Consider the following 24,037-nt stretch of genomic DNA (forward strand, 5'->3'; position numbering starts at 1 on the left):
GATCGAAGTCTTCTATTCGTGAAGTGCCTCCCATAGCCCAGCACCAAGCATATTGCCTGCGGTCTGTTTGCGATATTGTTCTGTTGCAAATGCATCATCATACGTTGTAAACTCATCAGCCACAGCAGCTGAAAGAGCCGCGGCTTGCATGACAGAAACTTCGTTACCAAGAAGCTGTTGTTCTGACTCCAGAAGTCGCATCGCCATGCCTGAGCCCCCGCCAGCCGCAATCGCAATCTTGGTCCAGCGGTTATCCGAATCAATCTCACCGTATAACGCAACCGTCACCAGCGATGCACTGAACGTCTCCCGTCGACCCAGCTTGCGATAAAAGGAAACTGCTCGTGCAGCAGGTCTGTACTCACCTTCCACATCAAGCATAGAGGACGGTCTCATCGGAATATGAATCGAGATTAATACGTCCCCTGGATTACGGCTGCCATCCCGTCCACCCTGAAGCCAGGAAGACACACTACGAATCTCTATTCCGTTGTCAGTCAACCAGTGCAGCTCCGCATCATATACAAGCAAAGCAGGCAACGTATCTCCTACTCCGGATACAATATTCCCGCCAATGGTTGCCACATTTCGAATGGAAGGAGCAGCAATTGCATTCACCGCTTCTTGCAGGATCGGCAGTTGATGCAGCAACACTTGTGCAGCACATTCTTTTAATCGGGTCATGGCTCCAATGACCATCTCGTCTCCACGAGTAGATACACCGCTTATTTCAGGAATACGAGCCAGGCTAATCATGTGTTCAGGCGCTGGAACCAAGCCGCCCTCCCACTGGGTTCTTAGCAATGTTCCACCTGCCGTGAAACAACATATACCCTTGAGTCTACTTCTCAACGTTTGCAGTTCTTGAAGATTCTCAGGCTGCCATACCGATGGCAATGCTCCAGAACCGTATGCCGGTGTTACCATCGCTGCACCCCCTTTCTCTCTCTTCCTTAGGCAGGAAATTCAACCGTCTGATCCAGATAATTCTTCAAATCATATGAGAGTTCAACAGCAACGTCAATTACCTTCACATCGTTTTGGATAAATGTATAAAACCTGCGTTCTATTTGTGCTTGATGCATGATGATCTATCGAAAGCTAACACAAACTCTCTTTCACCACATGATAAAAGAAGACAAACAGGCCAACCAGACTGCCTGGATGACCTGATCATGTTATTAAATTATACATAGTTAATAATCTGCTCCTGTTATTTAGTCTGTCTGCTGCGATTCATATACATGACTCAGAATGCGTTCCAATTCCGGTTCTGTATCCGCATCCCAGAAACTAGTTTCAGACAGTGGTACATGTACACCTGAATAATTAGCGCTGCGCATAATCTTGCGTGCCCCTTCATCTCCATGTAGAGACAACAGAGGCCCGAACATATGGGAGCGAAAAGCAACAGGCGGCTTGCCTCCCTCACCATCGGTAGCTGCGACATAGTCACACAGGTTGTGGGTAGCCAGTGCTCTGGTCACCCGATTGATATCCTGTGCTTGTAATAAAGGCTGATCGCCCAGTAACATGAGAATGCCCTCCGGTTTGTACTCCATGGCCGACAACACGCCAGAATGAAGAGAATTGGCCATGCCGCAGGCATAGTCAGCACAGACCACAATTCGAAGTCTTGCTGTGGGATGATAGGCATACGCGGCAGAATCAAACCATTTTACAGGCAGCCATGCCAACGAATCTTCCGGTTTGACCACACAAACCACTTGATCCAACTCCGAATTCAGCGCAGCTTCCAGTGACCATGCAGCCAGGGACCTCCCGTCTGGCATGACAACCGCGAGTTTATCCCGACCAAGACGACGACTCTTACCTGCTGCCAGAACTATGCCCGTCATTCGCATGTGCAACGCTCCCCTTCTGAACCTCAGAACTCAAGGAAGAGACCTTCTGTTTACATGCGATCAATTCCGCTGCAATGCTGATGGCGATCTGTTCGGGCCCATCTGCTCCGATGCTCAATCCAACGGGAGAATGCACATATTTCAACGGTGGTAAGCCATCCAGCAGACGGGCTGTTCGTGTTTTGGAACCCATGATGCCAAGATACGCGTACTCACAGTCCACTAACATCTCCAACAGTTCACGTTCGCGGGGATAATTATGACTCATTAAAATCAAATAATCTCCGTTGTGCACGTTTAACAAAGGCATAATCTCACACGGGAAACCCATTACCAGTTCAGCTTCAGGGAATCGTTCCGAGGTGCATAAGGACTCTCGCCAATCGGCTACTACAACACGGAATCCTGCAGACCCGGCGAGTCTGGCAACAGGAATAACATCATTCCCGGCTCCGACGATAATCAGGCGAGGCTTAGGCGTGTACAGCGACGTGAGTTGTTGCGGAAGGTCCCAGGGATTCGTTGAACCCCCGTCATTTGTCGGTATTTCAGCATCAGTATCAGAGATATGTTGTGAATCACCGGATAGATGGGAAGAGTGAGATTCGTTTGACGTAGCAGTTACCACTCCAGGCACAAGCGTAAGGCGAGGTGTTTCGGGAGAATGTTGTTTTGATACCGAATGTTCATGCTTGATATTACCACTGCTGTGCTGTACCTCAATTTGCAATGAAGCTGGATTATAATTCGTCACGCGATCATGAGGAGGGACGAGCGAAGGACGCATGATTGCGTGGCGCGGAGTACTCGTTAGTTCAATCCGTTTCCAGCCATATTGAACCTTCGTATAATCATCTTGGAACGTTCGGGTTAACGCTGTTGCAATGCCGGATTGAAAACACTCGTACATCTTATGCAACGTATATCGGAGTTCACCACACACAGGTTCAAGCAACACAACAACGAGTCCGCCGCAGCCAATCGTCTCCCCCCAGGACAGATCATCTTCGGGACGCATGTCATACTCCGCGAATTCCATCTGGTTTGTATCCAGCACACGGCTCACCCGGGCCTGAAGATCACTCTCCAGACATCCCGGACTGATACTGCCAATCATTTTGCCATCCTCGGTCAACAGCATAGAGACTCCCTGCTTACGGTAAGCATGACCCTCTACCTTGATCGCCGTTGCGAGCACGCAGCGCGTTTCACGGGCTGCAATTGCACACAGATCATGCATTTCCATATCGGTCTCCATCCTTTCTGGAATCGCATAAACTTCCTTCGATCAGATACGCTTCATCAATCTCGCAATGCTCTTATCCGACTCACGCAGCACAATGCCACGATCAATCGTCTGAATCTTACGATTCTTGAGCACTATACTTCCGTCAATAATAACGGTATCCACACAGCTACGTGTTGCGGAGTACACTACGCGGGAATAGACATCCGTCTCATAGGAAGGGTACGTGTGGAAATCATCCAGATCCAGCAGCAGCATATCTGCCTTTTTGCCCACTTCAAGACTGCCAATTTCCTTCGACAAGCCAAGCACCTCTGCACCACCCATGGTAGCCATACGCAATACGGTCCGGGCATCCATCACTGTTGGACCATGAGGAATCTTCTGCATCAGCGCTGTGAGGCGCATCTCCTGAAACATATCCAGATTGTTGTTGCATGCGGCACCATCGGCCCCAATCCCAACGGCGATCTGACGATTCAGCAGATCTGGAATATCGGCTACCCCGGAGGAAAGTTTCATATTTGATCCAGGGCAGTGAGTGACTTTGACACCGCGCTTGCGGATGATTTCCTTCTCTTCCTCACTCAGCCATACACAGTGTGCCAGCACCAATCTGGGGGTAGCCAGACCGATATGATCGAGGTATACGATGTTACGCATTCCGCGTTCGTGTTCGACCAGTTCAATCTCTCCGCGATTCTCGGAGGCATGGGTGTGGACTTTGACATGATATTTATTGGACAGGTCGCGCACCTCTACCAGCAATTCCTCGGTACACGATACAACGAAGCGTGGACAGAAAGCATATTGAATGCGTCCTCCGCCAAACCCGTTCCATTTCTCCAGCAGATCCACACTCTGTTGCAGCGAAGTCGCTGTATCCTCACGCAGGGGTTCCGGAACTTCGTCTCCATGATCCATCATTACCTTGCCGGAGATGACCCGGATGCCGCTCTGTGCCATCGCCTGAAACGCCGAGTCCGTGTGATGAACCGTCTCCATATCCAAAATGGTCGTCGTTCCGCTGGAGATTAATTCGCCAAGTCCAAGCATTGCCGAATAATAGACGGACTCCTCATCATGCGCTGCTTCCAGCGGCCAGATGCGTTGACGGAGCCAATCCATCAGTTCAAGATCATCCGCACGTCCACGGAACAAGGTCTGACACAGATGAATATGCGTCTGGATGAAACCTGGCAACACCACTTTGCCACGAGCATCAATGACCTGGTCAGCCTGAACGTCAATGTGCGCTGCGATCTCCTTGATTTTGTTATCCTCGATCAACAGATCTCCGATGAACACTTCCTCTTCTGCATTCATCGTCACAAGCTGTGCGCCTTTCAACAGGATCGTTCCCATGCCAATCTCCCCTATCTGTGTCTGTCTATAGTATTCATGTAGCTGTTACCATCCAATAGCCATACCGTCGCCTCTAGGGTCTGCTGCGCCGCTGATCATGCCGTCCTCCCGAATGACAATGCCTTGCGACTGTCCCATAATACCGTCCCACGGCGCTCTCGCTTCAACGTTATGTCCCCACTGGGCAAGGGTTGCACATACGTCATCATGATATCGGTTCTCCACACGCATCGTATCGCCTTCTTCGCCCCAGGTACGTCCATAAACCCAACGTGGCAGGCTAATCGCTTCCTGAATGTTCAGCCCATAATCAAGCACTCCGGTAAGCACCGATAATTGTGTCTGCGGCTGGCCTTCTCCCCCCTGTGTACCCACGAGCATATAAGGTTTGCCATCTCGTGTAACAAGGCCCGGCATGAGGGTATGGAATGAGCGTTTGTTCGGTTCCAGTACGTTGGCATCTCTCTGATCTAGGGAGAAAAACGACCCCCGGTTCTGCATGATAACCCCCGTATCCCCTGGGACATAGGCTGCACCAAAGTCAAAATACAGGCTTTGGATGAATGAAACGGCATTGCCTTCGCTATCCACAACCGCTGCATACGCCGTGTCCTGACCTATCGTTTTGGACAAAAATGGCTGTGCCACAGGTGGAGCAGCCTGAATCTCATTCCACAATTGGTCTCCATAACCCTTGGATAACAGATGATCCAGCGGAATGTCCCTGAAATCCGGGTCCGTCAGATAACGGTCACGATCACGAAACGCCTTTTTCACCACTTCCGCCATCAGATGATAGAATTCCGGTGAGGTACGTGCTACAGAGGACAGATCCGTATGCTCCAGCATATTTAACATCATCAGCATCGAGAATCCCTGCGAGTTGGGCGGCATCTGATGAACTTCATAGCCACGATACTCCGTGCTAACGGGTTTCACCCACTCGCCCCGATGCCCTGCAAAGTCTGCTGGTGCAAGCATGCCCCCATCCTCACGAATAGCCGAAGTCAGACGATTCGCGAGTTCTCCTGTATAAAAAGTATCTCGACCTTCCGTCTGAATCAGACGAATGGAGGCAGCAAGATCAGGCTGGATCAGCAGCTCACCTTCCTGCAAAAGTGTACCCAAAGGCGCAAATACCGCTCTCAGCGGTGTATGCCCCATAATGAACTCTTCATCCCTTTCCATCCACAGGCGGAGATTCCGGGATACAGGGCATCCTTTTTCCGCATACTGCACGGCAGGTTCAAGCAACAGCTCCCACGGTAACTTACCGTACCGGGACCAGACTTCCCACCAGGCATCCACCATTCCCGGAACCGTGATGGCACTAAGTACTCCGCGCTGAGGAATGGCATTCATGCCCATCGCTTTGAACGTATCCGCATGAATGCCTGCGGCTGAGCGGCCACTTCCGTTATAGGCGGTAATCTCACCGCTGGCTCCGTCATGAATCAGGAAGAAGGCATCCCCGCCAAGTCCGGTCATATGCGGATATACCACACCCAGAGCTGCACTGACCGCAACAGCAGCATCATAAGCATTCCCGCCCTGCTGGAGGATGGAGCTTCCCACTGCACTCGCCAGATAATGAGGAGTAGTAACCATGACCTCCCTGGAGATTGGCATCTGATTTAACATAAGGCGCCCTCCTTCCCTGCATACACATCCAATGCGGCCTGCACCGCTTCACCGGCTGGTAATACGTGACGATGACGTAATAGAACAGCTTCCAGCGCTCCGAGCACATGAAGTACGTTTTTGCGTTGGCAGCTGAATCCCATTGTACCGATCCGCCAGATTTGTCCTTTCAACGGTCCAAATGAACTGGCAATCTCAATACCAAAATCGTTCAGCAACATGCTGCGCACCGACTCACCATCAATCCCCTCCGGAATCGTGATACAAGTGACCACCGGAAGTTTGCTTGACATATCCCCGTACAGTTGCAGTCCCATTCCTTGAATTCCAGCGACCAACGCACGTTCATTTACCAGATGTCTCTGGAACCTGGCCTCCAATCCTTCTTGCAGCAGAATGCGTAATCCTTCGTGAAGACCGTAGAGCATGGAGGTAGCCTCCGTATGATGGTTCAACCGTGCCGAACTCCAGTAATCCTGCAATTGGCTCAGGTCAAAATAATTACTGGCAATCGTGCGGCCTTCTGCCCGCGCACTGGTTGCATCCCGCAGTCCGCGTTCAACTGTTTTGCGGCTCATCAGTTTCTGCTCCACACGACTGTTATACGTGAGAGGTGCCATTCCTGAAGGAACGGACAGGCATTTCTGCGTGCCACCCATCACCGCATCCAGATGCCAGGCATCCGTCTCCACGGGTGTCCCGCCAATGGTTGCCACAGCATCTACAACGAGTAAAATATCAAGCTCGCGACAGGCTTTGCCAATCTCGGCAAGGGGCTGCATCTGACCGGTGGAAGTCTCACCGTGAACCATCGCAACCAGACTCGGTTTATGGGTATGAATAGCCTTGATCACTTCTTCCGGATCAAATACCGTTCCCCATTCCGTTTCAAAAAAAACAACCTCGGCACCACAGCGTTCCGAGATTTCAACCAGCAAATGTCCAAATCGTCCGTAGATCGGAACGAGAACTTTATCACCGGGCTGGATCAGACTGACCAACACAGCTTCTATCCCTGAACGGGATGTACCATCGACTGGATAACACCACTCGTTATCTGTTATATATAACTCTCGTAGCATCGCCATCGTCTCGTTCATCAAAGATGTGAACTCCGGGTCAAACTGCCCCAGGATCGGAAAAGATAATGCTCTAAGTACGCGTGGATCAACCTCAACGGGGCCCGGGGTCATAATGGTCCGCAAGGACGGAGATAACTCTTTATAGTTGGACATCTTCATTCAACTCCCGTAACCGTATTTATAGAGTAGCCGGACCAGAACCCGAAAACCGTGCATCAGGTCTGCTTCAGCTGTATATTCAAGTGGATTATGACTGATACCGTCCTGACTCGGCACAAAAATCATGGCCGTTGGACAAGCCGGCTGAAAAATCTGCGAATCATGTCCCGCGCCGCTTGGCATTAACCAGTAGGACAACTGCTCCTGCTCACAGGTATCCTGAATGTCTGAGATCATCTGCGCATTCATGGGGATGGGTGTGACAGATAGATGTTCTTCCCAGTCCAGTCCAAGCTGCTGCTCGGCTGCGATTCGACTAAAAGCTTGAAGCATATCCTGCCAGCAGCGATCAATACTCTCCTGCCGGATATGGCGGATATCCAGTGAAAACACCGCCCGGGCTGCAACCACGTTCCCAACACCCGGATCGGCCGTGATTCGCCCAACCGTGGCTACGAGCGGTTCGCCTGCATCCAATGCAATACTCCTTACCGCAGCAATCATCTCGGCTGCTCCGGCAAGTGCATCCTTGCGCCAGGACATCGGCGTCGTCCCCGCGTGATTCGCTTCACCGCTTACGGTGATACTGAATCGCTTCTGACCTACAATGTCGGATACAACTCCAATCGAATGTCCAAGACGTTCCAGAACCTGACCTTGCTCAATGTGAAGCTCAATAAAGGCACCGTAATTTTTCGCGGCAGGTCTATATGCACTATCGGGTCCAAAGCCCGCATCGCGGATCGCTTGTGCAAAGGTAAGGCCGTCTTGATCTTTCAAATGCTCTACGTCCTCGAGAACTGTCATTCCTGTTATACTGCGTGAACCCCAATACGCAAAAGGGAATCGACTTCCCTCTTCTTCGCATAACGATACCACTTGAAGTGTGCGCTTCGGTGCTCCAAAATGCTTCTGCAAATACTCCAAAGCAAGGACACCCGCCACCACACCGTAAGCACCATCATATTTGCCGCCATACACCACCGTATCTATATGTGATCCGGTGACAATCGGTAATTCTTCAGCACCAGTCGCTGATTCCTTACCCTCGCTCTTGAGTGTGCCATACAGATTACCGGACTGGTCAAATTCGGGAGACAGCCCTTTCTCCTGCATTTTGGCTGCAACGGCACCTTGTGCTTCACACCAGGCCGTGTCATACAACAGTCGTGTGACACCGCCCTGTGCATCCGCACCGTATGTCGACAGCCAGTCAAGCATGGCCTGCAGCTCCACCTGTTCTACATTGGGCAAAGGAAGAGGTGCATTATTTGTACCGGATGACCGGTATACTCCAGACTCCGTCATGACGTCTCCTCCATTCCCGCTTCGATGGGACTCGAGGAGTAGGCTGCAATGTGCTTCCCAATAGGTTCAGGAGATAATCCGGATTCCGAGTTATAAACACGCTGCCCACGGCAAAATACGTCTGCAATCTGACACTTAAATGTACGTCCCACATAAGGGCTCTGTTTATGCGTGTAGAGCAGATCCTCCGTGTTCAGGGTTGTGCTTCTCTCCCAGTCAATCAGGACCAGATCTGCATCCTTGCCAATTGCAATCTCCCCTTTACTCTCCAGACCAAGCCTTCTGGCAGGCTGAAGGGAGAGTACTCTTCCGAGCAACGGGAGGTTTATATTACGCTGAAGATGTCCGTCCTCCAGCATGATCAGCAGTGTGCTTTGCGCTCCGGATATACCTCCCCAGATTTCAAAAAAGCTATCGGATTGTTTCATGGATGGCGGACATGGCGAATGGTCTGAGGCAATAACATCAATTAATCCTGACGTCAGTGCATCCCATAACTGCTCCTGCTCGGAAGAGCTACGAAGCGGTGGAGCGCATTTTGCCACAGCACCCAATCGGATCACATCCTGATCGGTCAGCGTCAGATAATGAGGGCATGTCTCCGAAGTGACGTCTTGCCCACGCCGTTTAGCCTCTGCAATTAGATCCAGGGCTTCCCGGGTGCTAATGTGCACAAAATGCAGCGCACACCCGGTCTGTTCACCGTATCTCAATGCCCGCGCAACCGCGACGACTTCGGCTTCCACAGGACGGGACCGGACATAATCCATCGGTTCAGTCTTTCCCTCAGCAATGCTTTTTGCACCGAGTTCGGCAACCATGCCTTCGTCCTCTGCATGAAGTGCCAGCACACGGTTTAATTTGGCAAGTTCGTTCATCCCGTCCAGTAGCGTATGGTCATCGGCTCTGGCAAAGATATCTTCCCCTTCTCCACCCGGCTCGGACATAAATGCCTTGAATCCGGCAGCACCCAGCCGTGACAGTGGAGCAAGTTCCTCACGATTGCCGGGAACCAAACCTCCCCAGAACGCATAATCAACGTACGATTGGTCTGCCGCTGCTTTCTTTTTCATCTCCCATGCTTCTGGTCTCGTGGTTGGTGGTACGCCGTTAAGTGGCATATCGACATAGGTTGTGATTCCCCCTGCGGCAAGGGCTGCCGAACCCGATCGGAATCCCTCCCAACTGGCGAGTCCAGGTTCATTGAAGTGTACATGAATGTCCACGACACCCGGCATCACTGTAAGCCCCTCAGCTTCTATGATGCAAGTCGCTTCACCAGCGGTCAGCCGCGTGGATAGTTCCGTTATTTTCTCACCAGTGATGCCAATATCCAGTTGTTCTACCCGATCTCTCAGCACCACCCGGGCCCCCCGGATGATGGTATCAAATGTTGTCATGTGGATGACCCTCCCCCTGAATCAGAACCGGATGTGTACATATTCAGCTTCCCCGGTATGTACTGTAACCTCCTGGAGCAATCAATAATGGAATATGGTAATGGCTTGAGGCATCAGATACGGCAAAACGAATCGGAACAATCGTCCATAATGCTTGGCCTAGCTCCTCCAACGAACGCTGTGCGTAATAACTCTCGACATGGAATTGAAGCTCATATATGGCTGACTCCAACTTGCCTCCATCCAGCAGCGGTGCATCCAAACGTCCATCTGCATTGGTCACCGACTCAGCCACTTTTAGCTTGCTTTCCTGTTCTCCATCCCTCTTCAGGGTATACAGCTCGATCCGAACACCCGCAGCAGGCACGCCTTTGGATGTATCCAGCACATGTGTTGTAATTCGTCCACCAGATATCGACATCAGACGTCACCTTCTTTCCCGGCGTTACGGCCGTCTGTTCCCAGATCATCCCTTGTCATCGAGAAACCCTGGAATCCATATGGTGGTCTCGGCTCGGTAAATACTTTGCCTTCTCCCTCTTTCACTTCCTCCAGCACCGTCTCCCAAGTCCGATTGTTGGATTCAAATGAAACCTCACTCAGTTGCTCAAATCGACTTAATAACCTTCGTCCAATCTGGTAGATCAGATGTTGAATGGAAGCGGATCGACACTCATGAAATACCGCAGCAGCCAAATCTCTGACCTGTTCCGCCGCTACATACCGTCCACGCTGATCGTCGATGCCATCTCTCGGATCTTCATAACGCCAATTGATGTTCAGGAAAATAAATAACGGTCGATCCCTTGTCTCTGGAAGAGTGGTATATTCATCCTGCATAAATCCGGCAAATTCACTGCCTTTGACCTTGATCAGTCTCAGATCGGCTACACCACTGAAATGGTTGCTGAGTTCAATCGAGTCTCTTGTTCGTTCTGCTTCCACGGCAGCTGTCGCACGATCATTCTGCGAATAACGAAATACGAGCGCACTCGGTCGATAACTTCCTTCTAATCCAATGGGTATATCTTCAAACGGAATCTGGTCCGCTGTCATTTGAACCTTGCTCATCTGCGGATACGTCTCCAGGAAACGCCGACTTACCATCGCAAGAAACCCTTCCACCGTCGCTCCTGTGTAATCCGCTGCATGTTTGAGAATGAAATTTTTCATCGAATCGGTTGCGACCACCAGCGAATTATCCCCTTCTGCAAAAGAAGGCAAGAATTCATCACCCTGCACAGCGACCTTAATGTTCAATCCAAACAGAATATTACTGCGTCCCATGAACGGAGATTCCGGGATCGACTGTATGCCCGTCAACGGTTTGGCGTAGGAACGATACATCCACACATCCCCTTTGCCGTAATACATGGTCCGCTGCTGCACTGCGGCTGGTTTGCTCACGAACTCATGTTCATGACCGATCTGTGCGAGCCACTGCTCCAAGCGAATGCCCGCAATCTTGAATACTTCCTTCAAGGCAGTCTCGAATTCTTCTTCCTTGCCTCGGCAATGACGTTGCCGCATGGATTCGAGGATGGAGCTTGCGGTATGGCCTTTTACGGCTAATATGAATGGAAAGCCAAATTGGCTTGTATATGCTTTGTTTAATTGTTGAAGTTCGTTGTATTGCTCTTGTGAGAGTGAATCAAGTCCTGCACCAGCCTGCTCCTGAACGGAGTTGCTGCTCATGCTGATTCGTGCTCCAAGATCCGGGTGATTTCGAAGCAACTGCAACTTCACCTGATCATCCGATGCCTGAACCACTTTTTTCATCACTTTCATCATCTGTTCCAATGAATCAAAAGGTCGTAGAAGCCCGGCACGCTCAGCCACCCATGGTGATTCCTCAAATAAGCCGCCAAACGTATGCACGAACTGTGTGATAGACCAGTTGTTAACAAGTTTAATTAAGTCGCTCATGTTAGAACCTCCGGTCTGTTGTGGATTATTGTTCTTCATTCTAAGTGTCGTTCAATATCGCGACAACAATATTTACGCAATTTTGTAATATAACATAACATCATAGTTGCGATTTGTTTGCTGTGCACGGGAAAATCAGCTTTTGTTGTCCTCAAACATGAAAGAACCGCACTCCATCAAGGGAATGCGGTTCTTGGGGGTCTAACTCGGTAGCATTGTCATGTTGCACAATGTGCGGTTTAGAGTTGGACATTGTATGGTCTTGCAGCGGCTTTATCCCGAACAAACTTGCGGAAGGTGAATACCAGCTTCAACTTCAGCAGATCATTTGTCTTCTTAAAGTCCATTTGCAGCAAGCTGCCGACTTTCTCCATCCGATAGGTAACGGTGTTGCGATGCACAAACAGCTGCTTGGCAGCTTCATTGATCAGCCCGTCATTCTCGATAAAGGACTCCAATGTATTCATCAGCACCTGATTGGGGTCACCGTCCCTGGCAAGTAGTGGTTCGAGTACTTTATTGCAGTAGTTCTCCATGATGTTATCCGGTACGTGTTGGAACACATAGGCAAATTCGAGCATTTCAAATTGTAACGCACGGTCTTTCATGCCGAATCGACGAGCCAGTTGTCGTGTATCCAGACACTCCTGGTATGCTTCACGGAGCGATTTGGGTTCATGCTTCATTTTGCTGATCCAGAAACGCGGAGCCGGTGCTCCTTTCGCTTCTTGAGCTGCCAGAACATCACCGAAACGGCTCAAGAGAAAACTTGACAGCTCCTCTCCATAATCTCGCCCTGTTGGGCAGGTGTAGATGGACAGAATGCCATCCTCAATCTGAAAATGCTGTGAAGCCGTGAATTGCATCAGCGGATTATACTGTAATTCGCGATGAATCTGTTTAAGCAGTTTCCCCTCGGCAAATACAGTCGGCTCAAGTGTGATCAATACGCACTGATAAGTTCCCTGGAATAAATGTACACCTTTGTTTTCACTCAAGGTGATCAATTCCTGAACAGTCATTTTGTTATCCAGATACTGTGAAAGCAGTGTACGCATCTCATCTTGCACGGTCGGATTAATATGCTCACGATAAGTCATATCCATATAAAATGCCAGTACATCCGCAGCCTGTTGGAACAGCTCTTCCTCCGCTCGAAGGGATAAGGCTGAATCGGTAAACACAAGCAACGATCCGTATTCTTCATCATTTTGTTTAATCGGTACGCGATGACAACTTCCCTGATTCCATTTCACTCGGTGCATGACGGATTTCCAAGGCCAGCCTTGGGTTACAGCATCCCCTGCAATGCCTTCACTACCATACAGTACATGCCCACGTGAACCAATGACGGCAAGCGGATAGTTCAGCACCGTGGCAAGTTCGGCAAACACATTCCGATGTGGCTGCTGTTGCAGTGCAAACTGCATTAATTTTTTCTGCTTCTGCACGACCTCATGCAGCAATCGGTTGCTACGTTCATGTTCAGCCTTGAACAAGGCATTCATCTGGTCCGAGAAGGTGAATTGAAAGGGGAGCTCGAGCAGCGGCAAACGAAGTCGATCTGCTTCTTCGACAATACCTTGGGGAATGGACTGCCAGAAACGTCCCAGCTTGATGCCGAGTCCTGCACAGCCGCGTTCATTCAAACGTCGCATCAAACGTAATGCATCCGTCTCACTGTCTTTCATAATAAAAGCGGTGGTGAACAGCATCTCTCCGGATTTGATCCAATCCGCGATATCAGGAGCGTCCATGACGTTAACGGATTTCATCATCCGTGAAGTCCCTTCCCCACCCGCAACCAGTTTGGCCTCTGACAACGGGTATACCTGTAAAGCCTCTTTAACCGTAAGTTGCATGGACACTACCTCCCATATATATAACACAATATAATGTCATTCTGGTTAACGAAACTAAATTTCGCATGATTTTTCTAATTAAATCCATCTTTATGCATTTAACTTTTATTTGTTGTTAAGTATTATAACATCAATTTTCTGAATAAAGCTTACACGGCAAAAAAATAAAACCTATGACCTAATTACAGCGCAATTTACTGTAATCGGCATAGGTTTTATAAGTTACTATGATCCACATAACGTTGAAGTAATCCATTTACACGATAACGGAGAGGGCAGAAAAAACCTGAAAAAGCGAAGCGTTCGCCTTTATCCCCGGATTTTCCCCTTTGAAAAAGGGAATCGAAAAAATCTGGGGATAACAGCGATTGGAGGGTTGTTCTGTCATCGTAGTGTCAGTGTAAATAACTTTTAGTTCAACTACGATCAGATCTCCAATGTTTCGTGATTCATCCATAATTTCATGCGGGATAATACTTCTTTGATGTTCAGTGGTTTGCTGAGATAATCCGAAGCACCTGCTGCAATACATTTCTCCCGATCCTCTTTCATCGCCTTGGCTGTCAGCGCAATAATCGGAAGCTGGGTCATGCCAAGTCGTTCACGGATCTGGCGAGTGGTCTCATAACCATCCAGTTCCGGCATCATGATATCCATCATGATGAGATCAGGCGTTACTCCTCCGCGCTCCAAAAGTTCCAGACACTCGTATCCGTTCTGCGCTGAAATAACATTCATGCCGTATTGTTCAAGAGCGTTAGCCAGCGCATATACATTTCGAATATCATCATCAACGACAAGCACTTGGCGTCCGCTGAGCAACGCTTCTTCCAGAGGTGTTAATAAAACATCAGATTGTTCGGAAGTCAATGAAGGAATCTTATTGACCTCAGGTGTAGTGGTAGCCACCTCATTCAGGAACAAACGCGATGCATTCATAGTCTCAGGTTCATCTCTTCGCAGTGGCAGGAATAGCGTAAACACACTGCCATGTCCTTCGCGACTTGTTGCAGAGATTGAACCCCCCAGCAGAGTCGCAAGCGATTGAGAGATCGACAGCCCAAGTCCCGTTCCACCATATTTACGTGCCGTAGCCCCATCCGCCTGTTTGAATGCGTCAAAGATCTGTAGAAGTTTGTTATCCGCAATGCCAATCCCTGTATCACTGACGGAGAAAGCAATCACGTCGGTCTCTTGGTCTTTGGCTACCGGATGAGTTAGACTCATGCTGGAGATCGTTAAGGCAACTTCACCCTCACTGGTGAACTTAAATGCGTTAGAGAGCAGATTTCGAAGAATTTGGTGCAATCTCATCTCATCTGTCACGATTGTTTCCGGCAAAGGACTTTGGAGTTGAATTCGGAAATCTATTTTTTTCTGCTCCGCTGTTTTCAGGAAATACTGATTCATGACCTCAGGCAGACTCCCTAGATAAACATCATCGAAATCCACTTCCATCTGCCCGGCCTCTACCTTGGACAGATCCAGAATATCATTGATCAGATTCAGCAGGTCCTTGCCCGACTTGTGAATGACCGTAGCATAGTTCTGTTCTTCACTATTCAAGTGTTGGTTTTTATTCTCAGACAATATTTCGGATAAAATCAACATGCTGTTGAGCGGTGTCCGCAGTTCATGGGACATGTTCGCCAAGAATTCGGATTTGTACCCCGAGCTTGTTCGTAACTGATCAGCCACAACTGCAAGTTCATTGGCTGATGTCTCAGCAGCACTCTTCTGTATTTCCAGGCGATCATTAAGCATATGAAGCTCTTCGGTCTGCATTTGCAGTTCCTCCGTCTGAGACAACATCTCTTCGGTCTGAGCCTGAAGTTTCTCCGATTGTGCCTGTAATTCTTCATTCAGAACTTGTGACTCATCATATAATTGCTGTAATTCCATACGAGTGACGGTAGAGTGTAGTGAAACACCAAAAATATCCGTCAGTTCTTTCATCAGCTTCATATCATTCTCTTGCAATGGCTTCATTGAAGCAAGCTCGATTACCGCAATCGTTCTGCCTTCGAACAAGACCGGTACTACGGTAAGTGATGTGGCGGATGTATACCCGAGACCTGAAGAGATTCGGATATAGTTCTGCGGCAGATCATTCATGCGTAGAACTCGCTTCTCCACAGCACTTTGACCCACAAGCCCCTCACCCGGGGCAAGCGACACTTTACCGAGCGAACGTTCTTTCTCTCCATCCCCAGCATATGCAGCCACGCGCAGCAGTCGATTGTCTTTCCAGTAATATAAGACGCTATAGGGAATTTCAAACAACATGGCAATCTCGTTCAGGAACAAGCGGGACAATCCTTCCAGATTGGTCGGGTTCTGTAAGAGTGTGGCAATCCCTGTGATCTGGTCCTTGACCCGATTCTGTTCCTGTACTTCATCCAGTAATTTGTTGGTTTCGTGGCCCAGGTCTCCCACTTCATCATGTGTGCGCACCTGAATCCGCTGTTTCAGGTTTCCACCTTTGGAGATATCACTAATGGTTTGCATAACATCTCGCAACGTTTTGACGATATTTCCTGATATCACAATCGCAGCTGCAATGGATAATGCTGCAATAATACCCCACAGCGTGTACATAATCGTCAGCAGGGTGGAACTTCGTCTGGCAAGATCGGTTACTCTTGCTTCCGTCAGAGCAATTTCTGTGTTACGGAAGGTCGTAAGCTGAGATCTCAAGAGATCAATTTCCGTTTTACCCGGGTCAGATTGGAAGAACGCAATGACCTCGGCTTGATCACCTTGCTTTTTTAAGTTCACAGACGGTTCCCCAGCGATTTCAATCCAGCGTGTAATATGTGCTTTGATATTCTCCAGACTCTGCTGCTGTGAAGGGTTATCACTAATGAGAGCATTCAGCTGATCATAGTTGGAACTCCACTGGGATATGCCTTGGGAATAAGGCTCCAGGTAACTTTCATTGCCTGTAATCATGAATCCACGCTGTCCTGTCTCCATGTTCAAGACATTTTTTTCAATCGCGTTGGTCAGATTATGTACTTCCAGATCATGATGGGAGATAAAATCATTTTCCTTCTGTAACACATTAATTTGGGCCGTAAGCACTAGCAGAACAGCTCCAAACAAAAGCACAACCACAAGATAGCCCAATAAAATTTTGGAGCGTATCGTAAATCTTCTCGTTTTTGACAACGCGGAAACCTCCAAATATATACGAATCCCATAATTAATTTAAAACTGGTGCATATGTAGTTTATATGTATACGTATAGTCTGACAAGCTTTAAGTTCATCGGTAATCATAAGAAAAACGACCTGCTTATGCAGGTCGTCCTCTTCAGTGATCTATATTGCTCATTATGGCTGATTTTAGGCCTTTGGAGCGATCATTTTGGCCGGATCGACATATTGATCAAATTGCTCTTCGGTAAGCAGGCCCGTTTGTAACGTCGCCTGTTTCAAAGACAAGCCTTCTTTATGCGCAAGCTTCGCAATTTTGGCTGCATTCTCATAACCAATATGCGGATTAAGCGCTGTAACCAGCATAAGCGAGTTGTTCAGATTATGTTCAATCTGATCCAGGTTAGGCTCGATGCCTACGGCACACTTGTCATTAAACGCAATAATGGAGTCCGCCAGGAGTTGCACGGATTGCAGGAAGTTATAGATGATAACCGGTTTGAACACATTCAGCTCAAAATTACCCTGACTTGCCGCGAAACCAATCGCTGCATCATTACCCATGACCTGCGTAACCACCATAGTAATGGCCTCGCTCTGAGTTGGGTTGACTTTACCCGGCATAATGGAGCTGCCTGGCTCATTTTCCGGAATACGGATCTCGCCCAATCCACTACGAGGACCACTGGCTAACCAGCGAACATCATTGGCAATTTTCATCAAATCAGCTGCAAGCGCTTTAACCGCACCGTGTGCATATACAACTTCATCATGACTTGTAAGTGCGTGGAATTTGTTAGGTGCAGATACAAAATCTTTCCCTGTATGTTTGCCAATCTCCTTGGCAGTGAAGTCCCCAAAGTCCGGATGCGCATTAATGCCCGTTCCGACAGCTGTACCGCCAATCGCAAGCTCCTTCAGATACTGTATACTTTCACGGATCATGCGCTCACTCTTGCCCAGCATGGCTTCCCAACCACTGATCTCCTGACCAAGTGTAATTGGTGTTGCATCCTGGAGGTGGGTACGTCCGATCTTGATAATATCCTTGAATGCCTCCGACTTCTCTGCAAAAGTAGCTTTTAATACCGCAATGGCCGGCAAGAGTTGATCCTCAACAGCCAGAACACCTGCGACATGCAGAGCCGTTGGGAATGTATCGTTAGAACTCTGGGACATATTCACGTCATCATTTGGATGCAGACGCTCTTCCTTGCCCTTTTGCTCCAGCAGTTGGTTCCCCAGATTCGCAATCACTTCATTCACGTTCATATTGGATTGTGTTCCGCTACCAGTCTGCCACACTACCAATGGGAAATGGTCATCAATTCGGCCTGCAATAATCTCATCTGCTGCATAAGCAATAGCATCGGACTTAGCCGCAGATAATTTACCTAATTTATGGTTACTGGCCGCAGCACTTTTTTTCAAAATGGCAAGGGCACGGATAACTTCCATCGGCATATGTTCACTGCCAATCGGGAAGTTTTCCTTGCTGCGCTGCGTCTGAGCTCCCCACAGCCTGTCGGCTGGTACTTTCATTTCGCCTAACGTATCTCTCTCAATGCGGTATTCCACTTGCTTGTCCTCCTCCAAAAAAATGGTTTGGGTCTCTACAAAGCTTGTGTATCTCGTCATATTATACATGATTTGCGAGCAGGTTTTCACCTTTTTGACAAAATTGTAAGCGTAGCGCAAAATGAGCGTGAATTATTTTTGTGACGCAATTGGATACAATCGGCTGCTCTGTTCGAATAGTTCACCTGGTTCCAAACCGATCAATCCGATTTCTTCTGCAGGTATGCCTTCAACATTAGGAGCGTTAACCAAGTTCATCTGTGGTTCAGGACAGAAGAATTCGCCACCCATGTTATTGTTCCAGATCATCCAGTGTTTGTACGAAGTACCCACATCGTATACCAGTTTGTCTCCAGTACGGTGATCCGTAAGTTCCATATAGTTACGTCCACTCTGCGGCTCCGCAGTGTAATGATTATCCATGGCAGCAAAGAACGGACTAACCCCGTCTTTTTTCAATTGTTCTTCCTCAGGTGTAAGCGGTTGAAATTGTCCTGTTGGCAGAGATCGCTCGTTCAATTCACGACGTTGTCCAATTGTAACTTTGGCCGTGTAATCCGAGGCCTGACTGTCCGGTGCAAAAGGTACAGCAATCGCCGTGTGGAATGCAAACAAATTCGGCATATATTCAGTCCCGTTGTTGCGGACGATCAATTGTTGCTGAAGTCCTTGGCTGCTCAAAGAGTAACGAAGCGTCACCGTGAACGTAAACGGCAGGTACTGATAGAATGTATGTCCTTCTTTCACGTCCTGACTAAGCAACACATAACTCTCCAGCTGATCAGAACCGTATCCCTCGACCTTCCACTCGGCATCATGCAAAAATCCATGCAAATGGTTACCCGTAGCCGGTTCGTTCACAGGCAACTGATAGACTTTACCATTCCACGGGAAACGTCCATCCTCATAACGGTTTGGTGGAGAAAGAATCGGAATTCCATAGACCGCAGGTGCAGCCATAAATTCATCCATCTGATCCTGATTCGGCTCTCTCAAGTAACGGAAACCCTTTTCTGTATCACGGAAAGCAACGAGGTTGGCACCCACGCTTGGAATAACTGCCGCTTCAAACTGATTAAAACGAAGCCAAACGGCCGGAATCCCTCCAAATTGTTCTTCAAATGCTGCATTTTGCTGTGTCATCGTTATATGTACCTCCTGCATACTAAGGTTATATTATACGGCTCGACTATATCATGCCCGAGCGCAAAATACCAATCTATGATAGAGAACAAATTCATAATAGAAAGACAAAAAAGACAGGAAAAAGACAGCTGTAATACGTTACGGCTGTCTCTGCTGTCTTTCATAGGATGGTTCAATTAATCCACATATTTGCCATGATCCGGCACAGTGCTCTCTTCAAAGTCCAGATCAAGCTGCTTCAAGGATTCACTCAGCATATCTCCGCTCAAGGCATGCCCATGCCCGGTAATTGCAAGTTTCGGCTCCAGATGCCTTATATGCTGGACAGATTGATGAGCAGCCTGCCAATCGGTTGTAAAATAGGAAGGTGGACCATGCAACTGTTTGTCCTGAAGCAATACACTCCACAGCGACTCCTGCTTCACTGTGATGATCGCGTCTCCCGCAATTAACAAACGGTCTGCTTCCCGAAACAGCGACACATGTCCAGGCGTATGACCTGGCGTGTGCACCCACTCCCATCCTGATAGACCTGGAACGGAATGATCTTTGGGTAGACTGAATATCCGATCATCCAGATTGATCGCCTCATTGGGATATGCGAATGACAACCTGGACATTAAACCTCCACCTACAGAAGGGTCCGCTGGCGGGTAATCTTTTAATCCCGTTAAATACGGAATTTCAAGCGGATGAGCATACACTGGCACACCCCAGAATTGTTCCAGCTCAATAACGGTTCCTACATGGTCGAAGTGACCATGCGTCAATATGATCGCAGACGGCGGACCTTGAAATCGTTCTGTTGCAACCTGAACAATATGATCTGTGAACCTCGCCATTCCGGTGTCCACGAGGACCCAGTTCCTGCTTCCTGGCTCTCCGATGAACACGACATTAACGAATAGTGTACGTAAACTGAGAATATCGGGCGCGACTTCTTCAAGTCCCGTCAACCCTTCTGTAATCAGATTGTCAGATGCCATTCACGGTTACCTCCCATTAGGCGGATTGTCTCTCTGGTTCCATTCATCTCGTAGACTTCCCTTTTCTGGATCATCTATTCAACATTTCCAATAAAATAGACGGTATACACCCTGTTTCGGGCATACACCGTCTAGTATAGTCATCGACACAACACAATAGAACAAGAACATCTCGGCTAGTTAAGCCGGAAATGCCTCCAAAGCAGCATCGAGCAATTGATTGTACAGATCGTCATCATTTTCAAGCAACTCGTCCATACGCAGTAACTCTTCTTCATCACCGGATTGCTCCGTGAAATGCAAGCTATAGTCCCAATCTTTTCCGTTCTTGCTCATGAAGGTAATCTCATATACTGACTTTTCGCCTTCTGTGCGGTAAACGGTATTTCCCACGTATCCTTTTTCACCTTCACGGCGCATTTCAGCACTTATAATTTCAATATTCACAATCATTCTCTCCTTTAATCTTTCATCTACAGTCGGTCTCCAACATTTCTGGTAAACCTAGTTTGGTAATTATTATTGGTTAATTGTACAATATATAACGTAGCAACGTATACCTTATTCAATGAAGGAACCATTCTGAGTCCTTACATAGTTGTAATGAGGACTATAATAGCCAACAAGCTACGATATTATTATCACATTGGAGGAAAAAATAGCATGAACACTTTTGAAACGAATCTGCAGCAATATGCTGAACTGGCTGTACAAGTCGGTGTCAATGTCCATCCTGGACAGACACTCGTGGTTAACGCTCCAATCTCGGCAGCACATTTTGTACGACTGATTGTCAAAGCAGCTTACGGTAAAGGTGCGAAATTGGTCAAAGTAAACTGGAGCGATGAAACCGTTACACGTCTTCATTACGATCTTGCACCTGATGAAGCCTTCTCCATTGAACCGAAATGGTTTGCAGCTGAAATGACTGAACTTGTTGAAGAAGGTGCCGCTATTCTGCACGTCATCGCTGAAAATCCTGATCTGCTGAACGGTGTAGCGCAGGAACGCATTATTACCAGCCAAAAAGTGCGCGGCAAAGCGCTCGAAAAATATCGTGCTTATCAGATGGCTGACAAATTCAGCTGGTCTATCGTGGCCGTTCCTTCTCCGGAATGGGCAGCTAAAGTGTTCCCGGATCTTCCAGAAGCACAGCAAGTGGATCGCCTGTGGGACGTCATTTTCAAAACGGTACGGATCGGTGAGCATGATGCTGTTGCCGAATGGAAAACCCATTTGCAAAACCTGGATTCCCGCGCTGATCTGCTGAACAACAAGAAATACAAAAAACTTCACTATACAGCTCCAGGCACAGACTTGACCATTGAACTTCCAGAAGGCCATATCTGGGTATCCGGTGGAAGTGTGAATGAGCAAGGACATGTCTTTATTGCCAATATGCCTACCGAAGAAGTATTCACGGCTCCGCTGAAAACAGGTGTTAACGGTACAGTGCGCAGCACGAAACCACTGAGCTACGGTGGCAACCTGATTGACGGATTCTCCCTTACATTTGAGAACGGTCGAATCGTAGATTACACCGCTGATCAAGGTCTCGATGCACTCAAAAACCTGATCGAGATGGATGAAGGTGCACACTATCTGGGTGAAGTAGCCCTCGTTCCACATCAGTCACCAATTTCGGATACGAATATTTTGTTCTACAATACACTCTTTGACGAAAATGCCTCCAACCATTTGGCTATCGGTAATGCCTATGCCTTCTGTCTGGAAGGTGGTAAAACGATGTCCAAAGAAGAGTTGATTGAACGTGGCATGAACTCCAGTCTCACTCATGTAGACTTCATGATTGGATCCGGAGAAATGAACATCCACGGTGTGACCTCCGAAGGCGCGGAAGAGCCGATCTTCCTGCAAGGAAACTGGGCATTTTAATAACCGTTTGATGTGATTTAGGAGAGAGGAGATTACTCCTCTCTTTTCCTGCGTCAACAGGTCGAAAATTCAACAATTGGAGGGAACTCATATGTTAAGTTTTGAACAAAAACTGGATCGTTACGCTGAACTGGCTGTAAGAGTAGGTGCTAACGTGCAACCAGGACAAGTATTTGTCATCTCTGCGATGATTGATACCGCTGAATTCGTACGTTTGCTGGTACGTAAGGGATATGAAGCTGGCGCCAAGCAGGTGATTGTAAAATACGGAGATGAAACCGTCAATCGATTGCGGTTTGAGATGGCCCCTGAGGAATCCTTCCAAGAGCCGCCGAAATGGCATGCAGCGGAGCTTGAAGAACTGGCGGCCAATAATGCAGCCTTTCTGACCGTATTGTCATCCAGCCCAGACCTGATGAAAGGTATTGACCCGGAGCGGATCTCGACCCATCAACGTACATTTGGTCAGGCTATGGCCAAGTACCGTCAGTATCAACAGGCGGATAAAATGAGCTGGACGGGTGTGGCTTGTCCTTCCCCCGATTGGGCAGCCAAAGTATTCCCGGATCTCCCGGCAGCCGAGCAGGTTAGCCAGCTGTGGGAAGCCATTTTTGCTGCGGTGAGAGCCGATCTGGAGGACCCTGTAGCGGCTTGGGAACAGCATATTGAACGACTGGAGACCAAAGCCGTTGCCCTGAACAACAAGAAGTATCAAGCATTGCACTTCCTCTCCCCAGGGACGGATCTTACTGTCGAGCTTCCAGAAGGTCATATCTGGGCGCAGGCTGGTAGCGTGAATGAGCAAGGCACCCCTTTTGTCGCCAATATCCCGACAGAGGAAGTATTCACCGCTCCAGCCAAGCACGGTGTTAACGGTAAGGTGTCCAGCACCAAACCACTCAGCTATGGCGGCAGTATCATTGATCGTTTTTCACTCACATTTGAGAACGGACGTATCATTGATTTTCAAGCTGAAGAAGGTCAGGATACGCTGGAAAGACTCATTTCCATGGATGAAGGCTCTCATTACCTCGGCGAAGTCGCTTTGGTTCCCTTCCATTCACCGATCTCTGAGAGTGGCATCCTGTATTACACTACATTGTATGATGAAAATGCGTCTTGCCATCTTGCGATTGGCAGTTCCTATGCATTCAATATCGAAGGTGGCAAATCGATGTCTCCTGAAGAGCTTGCAGCCCGTGGCATGAACACCAGCATCACCCATGTGGACTTCATGATGGGCTCACCCGAGACGGACATCTACGGTATCACGGCAAACGGCGAACGTGAAGCTATCTTCCTTAAGGGAGACTGGGCATTCTAACTGATTACGGAGAGTTATCTCCCTTAATGTATTTTCTCTGAACAGTCGAAAAGGCTGTCTTGCAACCATTTTTTCATGGTTGGCGAGACGGCCTT

General features: G+C 48.4%; 19 protein-coding genes. 2 read left to right on the forward strand and 17 right to left on the reverse strand.

What is annotated here, in order from left to right; genetic code table 11:
• Positions 1-12 precede the first annotated feature (12 nt).
• The 17 genes from AC4E8D_RS17675 to AC4E8D_RS17755 form a co-directional block, all read right to left on the reverse strand.
• Positions 13-927 (reverse strand): FAD binding domain-containing protein, encoded by a 915-nt coding sequence (locus tag AC4E8D_RS17675; protein WP_490205024.1) that lies wholly within the window; start codon positions 925-927, stop codon positions 13-15.
• A gap of 26 nt (positions 928-953) precedes the next feature.
• Positions 954-1,085, reverse strand: coding sequence for a hypothetical protein (locus tag AC4E8D_RS17680; RefSeq protein ID WP_490205025.1), 132 nt, complete (start codon positions 1,083-1,085; stop codon positions 954-956).
• Between the two features lie 132 nt (positions 1,086-1,217).
• Positions 1,218-1,859, reverse strand: a complete 642-nt coding sequence (locus tag AC4E8D_RS17685) for a nucleotidyltransferase family protein (protein ID WP_490205026.1) — start codon at positions 1,857-1,859, stop codon at positions 1,218-1,220.
• Positions 1,831-3,111, reverse strand: a complete 1,281-nt coding sequence (locus AC4E8D_RS17690) for an XdhC family protein (RefSeq protein WP_490205027.1) — start codon at positions 3,109-3,111, stop codon at positions 1,831-1,833. The genes AC4E8D_RS17685 and AC4E8D_RS17690 overlap by 29 nt, the downstream gene beginning before the upstream one ends.
• 42 nt (positions 3,112-3,153) lie before the next feature.
• Positions 3,154-4,476, reverse strand: a complete 1,323-nt coding sequence (locus AC4E8D_RS17695; protein WP_490205028.1) for a 5'-deoxyadenosine deaminase — start codon at positions 4,474-4,476, stop codon at positions 3,154-3,156.
• A 45-nt stretch (positions 4,477-4,521) separates the two neighbouring features.
• The gene (ggt, locus tag AC4E8D_RS17700) at positions 4,522-6,117 is read right to left on the reverse strand and encodes a gamma-glutamyltransferase (protein WP_490205029.1); all 1,596 of its coding nucleotides are present in this window, start codon (positions 6,115-6,117) and stop codon (positions 4,522-4,524) included.
• A complete protein-coding gene (locus tag AC4E8D_RS17705; RefSeq protein ID WP_490205030.1) occupies positions 6,111-7,352 on the reverse strand; it encodes a pyridoxal-phosphate-dependent aminotransferase family protein in 1,242 nt (413 codons plus the stop codon). The genes ggt and AC4E8D_RS17705 overlap by 7 nt, the downstream gene beginning before the upstream one ends.
• Positions 7,353-7,358: 6 nt before the next feature.
• Complete coding sequence (locus tag AC4E8D_RS17710; RefSeq protein ID WP_490205031.1) at positions 7,359-8,666, reverse strand: Zn-dependent hydrolase; 1,308 nt, start codon at positions 8,664-8,666, stop codon at positions 7,359-7,361.
• On the reverse strand, positions 8,663-10,066 hold the full coding sequence (allB, locus tag AC4E8D_RS17715; protein ID WP_490205032.1) for an allantoinase AllB: 1,404 nt from the start codon (positions 10,064-10,066) through the stop codon (positions 8,663-8,665). The genes AC4E8D_RS17710 and allB overlap by 4 nt, the downstream gene beginning before the upstream one ends.
• Before the next feature lie 43 nt (positions 10,067-10,109).
• The gene (gene uraH / locus AC4E8D_RS17720) at positions 10,110-10,487 is read right to left on the reverse strand and encodes a hydroxyisourate hydrolase (protein ID WP_221821561.1); all 378 of its coding nucleotides are present in this window, start codon (positions 10,485-10,487) and stop codon (positions 10,110-10,112) included.
• Entirely contained in the window at positions 10,487-11,992 is a 1,506-nt protein-coding gene (pucL, locus tag AC4E8D_RS17725) for a factor-independent urate hydroxylase (protein ID WP_490205033.1), read from the reverse strand. The genes uraH and pucL overlap by 1 nt, the downstream gene beginning before the upstream one ends.
• Before the next feature lie 239 nt (positions 11,993-12,231).
• Positions 12,232-13,854, reverse strand: coding sequence for a PucR family transcriptional regulator (locus AC4E8D_RS17730; protein WP_490205034.1), 1,623 nt, complete (start codon positions 13,852-13,854; stop codon positions 12,232-12,234).
• A gap of 426 nt (positions 13,855-14,280) precedes the next feature.
• Positions 14,281-17,025, reverse strand: coding sequence for a CHASE3 domain-containing protein (locus tag AC4E8D_RS17735; protein ID WP_490205035.1), 2,745 nt, complete (start codon positions 17,023-17,025; stop codon positions 14,281-14,283).
• A gap of 176 nt (positions 17,026-17,201) precedes the next feature.
• Positions 17,202-18,590, reverse strand: a complete 1,389-nt coding sequence (fumC, locus tag AC4E8D_RS17740; protein WP_490205036.1) for a class II fumarate hydratase — start codon at positions 18,588-18,590, stop codon at positions 17,202-17,204.
• A 132-nt stretch (positions 18,591-18,722) separates the two neighbouring features.
• On the reverse strand, positions 18,723-19,733 hold the full coding sequence (locus AC4E8D_RS17745) for an aldose 1-epimerase (RefSeq protein ID WP_490205037.1): 1,011 nt from the start codon (positions 19,731-19,733) through the stop codon (positions 18,723-18,725).
• A gap of 179 nt (positions 19,734-19,912) precedes the next feature.
• Positions 19,913-20,722, reverse strand: coding sequence for an MBL fold metallo-hydrolase (locus AC4E8D_RS17750; RefSeq protein ID WP_076217060.1), 810 nt, complete (start codon positions 20,720-20,722; stop codon positions 19,913-19,915).
• Between the two features lie 180 nt (positions 20,723-20,902).
• Entirely contained in the window at positions 20,903-21,175 is a 273-nt protein-coding gene (locus AC4E8D_RS17755; RefSeq protein WP_047843332.1) for a hypothetical protein, read from the reverse strand.
• Between the two features lie 210 nt (positions 21,176-21,385).
• Here AC4E8D_RS17755 and AC4E8D_RS17760 point away from each other — a divergent pair, with 210 nt between their 5' ends.
• On the forward strand, positions 21,386-22,618 hold the full coding sequence (locus tag AC4E8D_RS17760) for an aminopeptidase (RefSeq protein ID WP_449005464.1): 1,233 nt from the start codon (positions 21,386-21,388) through the stop codon (positions 22,616-22,618).
• A 91-nt stretch (positions 22,619-22,709) separates the two neighbouring features.
• Positions 22,710-23,942: an aminopeptidase gene (locus AC4E8D_RS17765; protein WP_449005465.1), complete on the forward strand. Its 1,233-nt coding sequence runs from the start codon at positions 22,710-22,712 to the stop codon at positions 23,940-23,942.
• The last annotated feature ends 95 nt before the right edge of the window (positions 23,943-24,037 follow it).

The organism is Paenibacillus sp. SRL342 (assembly GCF_984798905.1).

Bases quoted from the DNA above. Each gene is read 5' to 3' on its own strand.
- AC4E8D_RS17675 (WP_490205024.1), bottom strand. From the start codon at position 927: ATGGTAACACCGGCATACGGTTCTGGAGCATTGCCATCGGTATGGCAG.
- AC4E8D_RS17680 (WP_490205025.1), bottom strand. From the start codon at position 1,085: ATGCATCAAGCACAAATAGAACGCAGGTTTTATACATTTATCCAAAAC.
- AC4E8D_RS17685 (WP_490205026.1), bottom strand. From the start codon at position 1,859: ATGACGGGCATAGTTCTGGCAGCAGGTAAGAGTCGTCGTCTTGGTCGG.
- AC4E8D_RS17690 (WP_490205027.1), bottom strand. From the start codon at position 3,111: ATGGAAATGCATGATCTGTGTGCAATTGCAGCCCGTGAAACGCGCTGC.
- AC4E8D_RS17695 (WP_490205028.1), bottom strand. From the start codon at position 4,476: ATGGGAACGATCCTGTTGAAAGGCGCACAGCTTGTGACGATGAATGCA.
- ggt (WP_490205029.1), bottom strand. From the start codon at position 6,117: ATGTTAAATCAGATGCCAATCTCCAGGGAGGTCATGGTTACTACTCCT.
- AC4E8D_RS17705 (WP_490205030.1), bottom strand. From the start codon at position 7,352: ATGTCCAACTATAAAGAGTTATCTCCGTCCTTGCGGACCATTATGACC.
- AC4E8D_RS17710 (WP_490205031.1), bottom strand. From the start codon at position 8,666: ATGACGGAGTCTGGAGTATACCGGTCATCCGGTACAAATAATGCACCT.
- allB (WP_490205032.1), bottom strand. From the start codon at position 10,066: ATGACAACATTTGATACCATCATCCGGGGGGCCCGGGTGGTGCTGAGA.
- uraH (WP_221821561.1), bottom strand. From the start codon at position 10,487: ATGTCGATATCTGGTGGACGAATTACAACACATGTGCTGGATACATCC.
- pucL (WP_490205033.1), bottom strand. From the start codon at position 11,992: ATGAGCGACTTAATTAAACTTGTTAACAACTGGTCTATCACACAGTTC.
- AC4E8D_RS17730 (WP_490205034.1), bottom strand. From the start codon at position 13,854: ATGCAACTTACGGTTAAAGAGGCTTTACAGGTATACCCGTTGTCAGAG.
- AC4E8D_RS17745 (WP_490205037.1), bottom strand. From the start codon at position 19,733: ATGACACAGCAAAATGCAGCATTTGAAGAACAATTTGGAGGGATTCCG.
- AC4E8D_RS17750 (WP_076217060.1), bottom strand. From the start codon at position 20,722: ATGGCATCTGACAATCTGATTACAGAAGGGTTGACGGGACTTGAAGAA.
- AC4E8D_RS17755 (WP_047843332.1), bottom strand. From the start codon at position 21,175: ATGATTGTGAATATTGAAATTATAAGTGCTGAAATGCGCCGTGAAGGT.
- AC4E8D_RS17760 (WP_449005464.1), top strand. From the start codon at position 21,386: ATGAACACTTTTGAAACGAATCTGCAGCAATATGCTGAACTGGCTGTA.
- AC4E8D_RS17765 (WP_449005465.1), top strand. From the start codon at position 22,710: ATGTTAAGTTTTGAACAAAAACTGGATCGTTACGCTGAACTGGCTGTA.